This is a genomic window from uncultured Murdochiella sp. (assembly GCF_902488755.1).
Taxonomy (GTDB): Bacteria; Bacillota; Clostridia; order Tissierellales; family Peptoniphilaceae; genus Murdochiella.
In genome coordinates this window covers 1-4,301 of sequence record NZ_CABTXF010000067.1, presented here as the reverse complement: position 1 = coordinate 4,301, position 4,301 = coordinate 1, and the positions used below count along the sequence as shown (strand labels likewise).

The 4,301-nt window shown below is 49.5% G+C and carries 5 protein-coding genes; 4 read left to right on the top strand and 1 reads right to left on the bottom strand.

Annotated features, from left to right (window positions below; genetic code table 11):
• The first annotated feature begins 149 nt into the window (after window positions 1-149).
• The 3 genes from rnmV to RDL68_RS06065 all read left to right on the top strand — a co-directional run bounded on the left by rnmV (window position 150) and on the right by RDL68_RS06065 (window position 1,997).
• On the top strand, window positions 150-782 hold the full coding sequence (rnmV, locus tag RDL68_RS06075) for a ribonuclease M5 (RefSeq protein WP_308540786.1): 633 nt from the start codon (window positions 150-152) through the stop codon (window positions 780-782).
• Complete coding sequence (gene rsmA / locus RDL68_RS06070; protein ID WP_308540785.1) at window positions 772-1,644, top strand: 16S rRNA (adenine(1518)-N(6)/adenine(1519)-N(6))-dimethyltransferase RsmA; 873 nt, start codon at window positions 772-774, stop codon at window positions 1,642-1,644. The genes rnmV and rsmA overlap by 11 nt, the downstream gene beginning before the upstream one ends.
• A gap of 122 nt (window positions 1,645-1,766) precedes the next feature.
• Entirely contained in the window at window positions 1,767-1,997 is a 231-nt protein-coding gene (locus tag RDL68_RS06065) for a glutaredoxin family protein (RefSeq protein ID WP_308540784.1), read from the top strand.
• Between the two features lie 56 nt (window positions 1,998-2,053).
• On the opposite strand, the gene RDL68_RS06060 is transcribed toward RDL68_RS06065, so the two are convergent.
• On the bottom strand, window positions 2,054-2,335 hold the full coding sequence (locus tag RDL68_RS06060; RefSeq protein ID WP_308540783.1) for a DUF1858 domain-containing protein: 282 nt from the start codon (window positions 2,333-2,335) through the stop codon (window positions 2,054-2,056).
• Window positions 2,336-2,616: 281 nt separating this feature from the next.
• Between RDL68_RS06060 and RDL68_RS06055 the strand changes: the two genes are divergently transcribed.
• On the top strand, window positions 2,617-4,002 hold the full coding sequence (locus RDL68_RS06055) for an aminopeptidase (RefSeq protein ID WP_308540782.1): 1,386 nt from the start codon (window positions 2,617-2,619) through the stop codon (window positions 4,000-4,002).
• Window positions 4,003-4,301 lie beyond the last annotated feature (299 nt).

Genomic DNA, 4,301 nt, shown 5'->3' with positions numbered 1-4,301 from the left:
TTTTTTCAAGCAGAAGACGGCATACGAAAGAACACCATCGCTTTCTTTGCCCTTCCCATAGAGGAAAAAGAAAACAAAAACGGTTCGTTTTTGCTAAAGAGCAAAGACGATACGGTTCTCTCTTCCGAGCAGAAAGGGCAAGGGGCTTCATGCGCATTCAAGAAGTAATCGTTGTGGAAGGAAAAGACGATGTCGCCGCCGTTAAGGCGGCAGTCGATGCGCAATGTCTAACGACGCATGGGCATGGCTTAAATGCGCGGATTTTACAGGAAATTGAAGAGGCCGCCGAACGCTGCGGCATCATCATTCTGACAGATCCCGACTATGCCGGAAAGCGTATTCGGCAGCTGCTTGCCGAGCGGATTCCGCAGGCAAAACATGCGTATCTTGATCGCCTGTCAGCGACAAAAGGGGATGATATCGGCGTGGAAAATGCGTCGCCGGAAGTGATCCGCGAAGCGCTTCAGCGCGCACGGGCAACGCTTTGTGAAGAACGTCATGTGTTTTCCGCAGACGATCTTTTTGCGCATGGGTTGGACGGTGCAGAAGGGGCAAAGGCGAGACGCATTGCCTTAGCCGGAAAACTGGGCATTAGCTATGGGAATGCGAAACAGCTGCTGGCGCGTCTCAATGATTTTGGTGTTACCCGAAATGAATTTGAATCGGCGATGCAGCTCGTCCATCATGAACGGGGAGAAGCCTTCGATGGCGCAGAAGACACATCCGACGTGCAAAACGAGAGAAGAGAACGTGCAGACCGGGAGGAAGAAAATGGCAGATGATCGTCTGTATACGCCTTCTGTTCTGCGTGCGGTGATGAAACGCCATCATTTGCATTTTACCAAGGCATTGGGGCAGAACTTTCTGATTGATGGTCATGCGGTTCATAAGATTGTCGAAACTGCGAACATTACCGAAAAGGACACTGTTTTAGAAGTGGGACCGGGCATCGGTACGCTGACACAAGCCCTGCTGGAAACGGGTGCGCATGTGGTTTCTGTCGAATTGGATCGTACCTTTTATCCGGTGCTGGAAGAAGCCTTTGGCGATAATCCAAAGTTTCATCTTCTCAAAGGGGATGCGCTGAAATTGCCGTTGGAAAAGGAACTGGAGCGATGCTCTGCCGGGACTGCCGTACAGGTGGTTGCGAACGTTCCCTATTACATAACGACACCGCTTATTCGTCGTTTTCTCGATGATGCGCTTCCGGTGGAGAACATCACCGTTCTCGTGCAGAAGGAAGTGGCGGATCGCATGACCGCTGTGCCGGGAACGAAAACCTACGGGGCACTGTCCGTACTGCTTGCCCTTTATGGCAAGGCAAAAAAAGCCTTTACCGTTCCGCGTACCTCATTTTTGCCGCCACCCAAGGTGGATTCCGCCGTGGTGCATCTTAAAAAAGAACCGCTTGGCGGACTTTCGGCAGCCGAGAGAGAGGCAGTAAATGCCATTGTGCGTCAGGCGTTTCTGGAACGGCGCAAGATGGTGAAAAAAGCACTCGTGCGTTCCACCGGCGCAGATGCACAGGCGATGGAAAAATTTCTTGTTCTGCGCGGCTTACCCTCAACTGCGCGAGCAGAAAATCTTTCTCCGCAAGATTTCGTGGCACTATGGCAAACTTTTGGGTATAAGGAGAACCGATAGAACAAAAGGTCAAAAGCGGCCGCGCGAATCGAAACGCAGTGATGTCTCTGCTTTCTTCTTTTCGCGCAGTCCGCGTACAAAGGGAATTCTGCGAGGCAGACACCAAAAGAAAGGATTTACGAATGGCAGAAGTAACGATTTATACCTCACCGACCTGCGTACATTGCAAGGCGGCAAAGGCGTTTATGGCAGACAATAATATTGCGTATACCGAGAAGGATGTTGCGGCAGATACCGAAGCGCGCCAGTGGATGCTGGATCGCGGATATCGCGGCGTTCCGGTCATTGTCGTCGATGGAGAAGAAATCATTGGCTTTGACCAAAAGAAGCTCAGCGAATTGTTGAAAAAGTAAAAAGAACAAAAAGAAAAACGACGCAGGAAGGACAGTCCTTCCTGCGTTGTTTTTTGTTAGCATTCGTTCAGTTTTTCCACCAGCATATCCGGGTCAATCCCGTGTACCCAAGCGGCTTGTTCCACGGTTTCCATGAGAGAACTCGGACAACCGATGCAGCCCATGCCAATGAGCATCAAGGTTTGGATGGTGTGGGGCTTTCGTTGAATCACTTCCGAAATAAGCATTTCCTTCGTGATGAGAACTTCTTTGTCCGTTTCGCTCTTTTCGGAAGAAGCCGTCACCTCCTCCTGCGACCGTTCTTCTTCCACATTCGGTTTATGTTGAAACAAATTCATAGTGCCTCCTTGTTATAAACGCAGTCTTCTTATCTTTATCCAAAAGCGACAAAAGGAAACAAAAGACGATTCATTTTGTCGGCATTATCTTGACGACGGCATCAGTGTAACAGAAGGACGATGCAGAATCAACGTCCGAGAAGTTGGTGGATATGGTAGTATAGAAAAGAAATAAAACAATACAGGCACAATAGCATCTCGCACGCCTAAGCTGTTTTCTTACTTTTATTTTTGGCTTTGGCGGAGGGGAGAAAAAGGCGTTGTGCCCGGAAAGGAGAATTATGAAATACGAAATAACCAATGTCTGGGAAGCACTTACAGACGCGGAATGGCAGGAAATGGAAGCGTATAGTCAAGAATACATTGCCTTTTTATCCGATGCCAAAACCGAGCGTTTAGCGCATGATTACATTGTACGTGCCGCAAAAGATGCGGGATTTATGCCGCTGGAAGAGGCACTAAAAAAAGGAGTCAAAGCAGGCGATAAGATTGTCGCCTCGAATCGTGGGAAGAGTGCCGCTCTCTTTGTTATCGGCAAGGATATATGCGAAGGCATGGACATCGTCGGTTCGCATATTGATGCCCCGAGATTGGACATCAAAGCCAATCCGCTCCACGAAGCCGGCAATATGGCGTATTTACGCACGCACTATTACGGTGGAGTCAAGAAGTATCATTGGGTGAACACGCCGCTTGCCCTGCACGGTGTATTGTTCACGAAAGACGGCAAGCGTGTAGAAATCCATATTGGAGAAGATCCGGCAGACCCGGTATTCTACATCAATGATTTGCTGATTCATCTTTCTCGCAATCCGAATCAGAAATCCTCCGCAGAGAATATCACGGGAGAACGCCTGCAGATTGTGGTCGGTCACAGCAGTCGAAACAAACAGGAAGACGACAAAGACCCCATCTTGACGAACATCCTGTCTATTTTGCATGAAAAATACGGCATCGAAGAAGAAGATTTCCAGGTTGCAGAACTGGAAGCCGTTCCTGCCGGTCCGGCACGTGAAGTTGGATTTGACCGTTCGCTCATTGCCGGTCATGGGCATGATGATCGCATCTGCTCGTATGCCAATCTCAAAGCCATTTTGGAAACTGAAAAACCAGAACGCACGGCAGTCGGTCTGTTTGTGGACAAAGAAGAAGTTGGGTCTATTGGCAACACGGGAATGAAGTCGCACTTCTTTATGAATGTGGTGGCGGAAATTATCGCCTCTTCCAAAGGCGAGTACAGTGAGCTTTATCTCAAGCGTTCGATGGCGCGTTCTCGCGTGTTGTCCGCTGACGTGACTGCGGCATTTGACCCGCAGTACGAAGGAACGCAAGTCTTTGAAAAGCAGAACACAGCGCACCTCGGATGCGGTGTTGCGATTGCCAAGTACACGGGATCCGGCGGAAAAGGCGGCTCTAACGATGCCAATGCGGAATTCTTAAATGACGTGCGTCAGATTTTCAAAGAGAACGGCGTTATTTACCAGACTGCCGAGCTTGGCGCTGTGGATGCTGGCGGCGGCGGAACGATTGCCTATATTCTTGCGGAATATGGCGCAGAGGTCGTCGATTGCGGTACGGCAATGCTTTCCATGCACGCACCCATTGAATTGGCATCCAAAGCCGATGCGTATGAAACCTATCGCGCATATCGGGCGTTCCTAAAGTAGGCGAGGGGCTGTAGAACGCCAGAGGATGACCGTCTGAGTAGGAAAAGACGAGATAATTACGGCTGTACAATAGGAAAATGCGGAAAGCCGCCGTAAGTCCAGTGGCTGCATTACGGTTGAAAAACGCAAAATTGCGGAAAACCGCCGTAAAGTGGGCGGAATATTTACGGCGGTAAAACGCAAAAGCGCGGAAATCCGCCGTAATCTGCCCGCAGCACACCCATATTCCATGAGCGTTAACCATCCCAAGGTCTACATAGGCAACCGATTTGATTTATTTTAATAGCGTTTCCTTTCTT

What these genes read in the sequence shown, in the direction of transcription:
- rnmV (WP_308540786.1), top strand. Translation starts at nt 150, where the DNA reads ATGCGCATTCAAGAAGTAATCGTTGTGGAAGGAAAAGACGATGTCGCC.
- rsmA (WP_308540785.1), top strand. Translation starts at nt 772, where the DNA reads ATGGCAGATGATCGTCTGTATACGCCTTCTGTTCTGCGTGCGGTGATG.
- RDL68_RS06065 (WP_308540784.1), top strand. Translation starts at nt 1,767, where the DNA reads ATGGCAGAAGTAACGATTTATACCTCACCGACCTGCGTACATTGCAAG.
- RDL68_RS06060 (WP_308540783.1), bottom strand. Translation starts at nt 2,335, where the DNA reads ATGAATTTGTTTCAACATAAACCGAATGTGGAAGAAGAACGGTCGCAG.
- RDL68_RS06055 (WP_308540782.1), top strand. Translation starts at nt 2,617, where the DNA reads ATGAAATACGAAATAACCAATGTCTGGGAAGCACTTACAGACGCGGAA.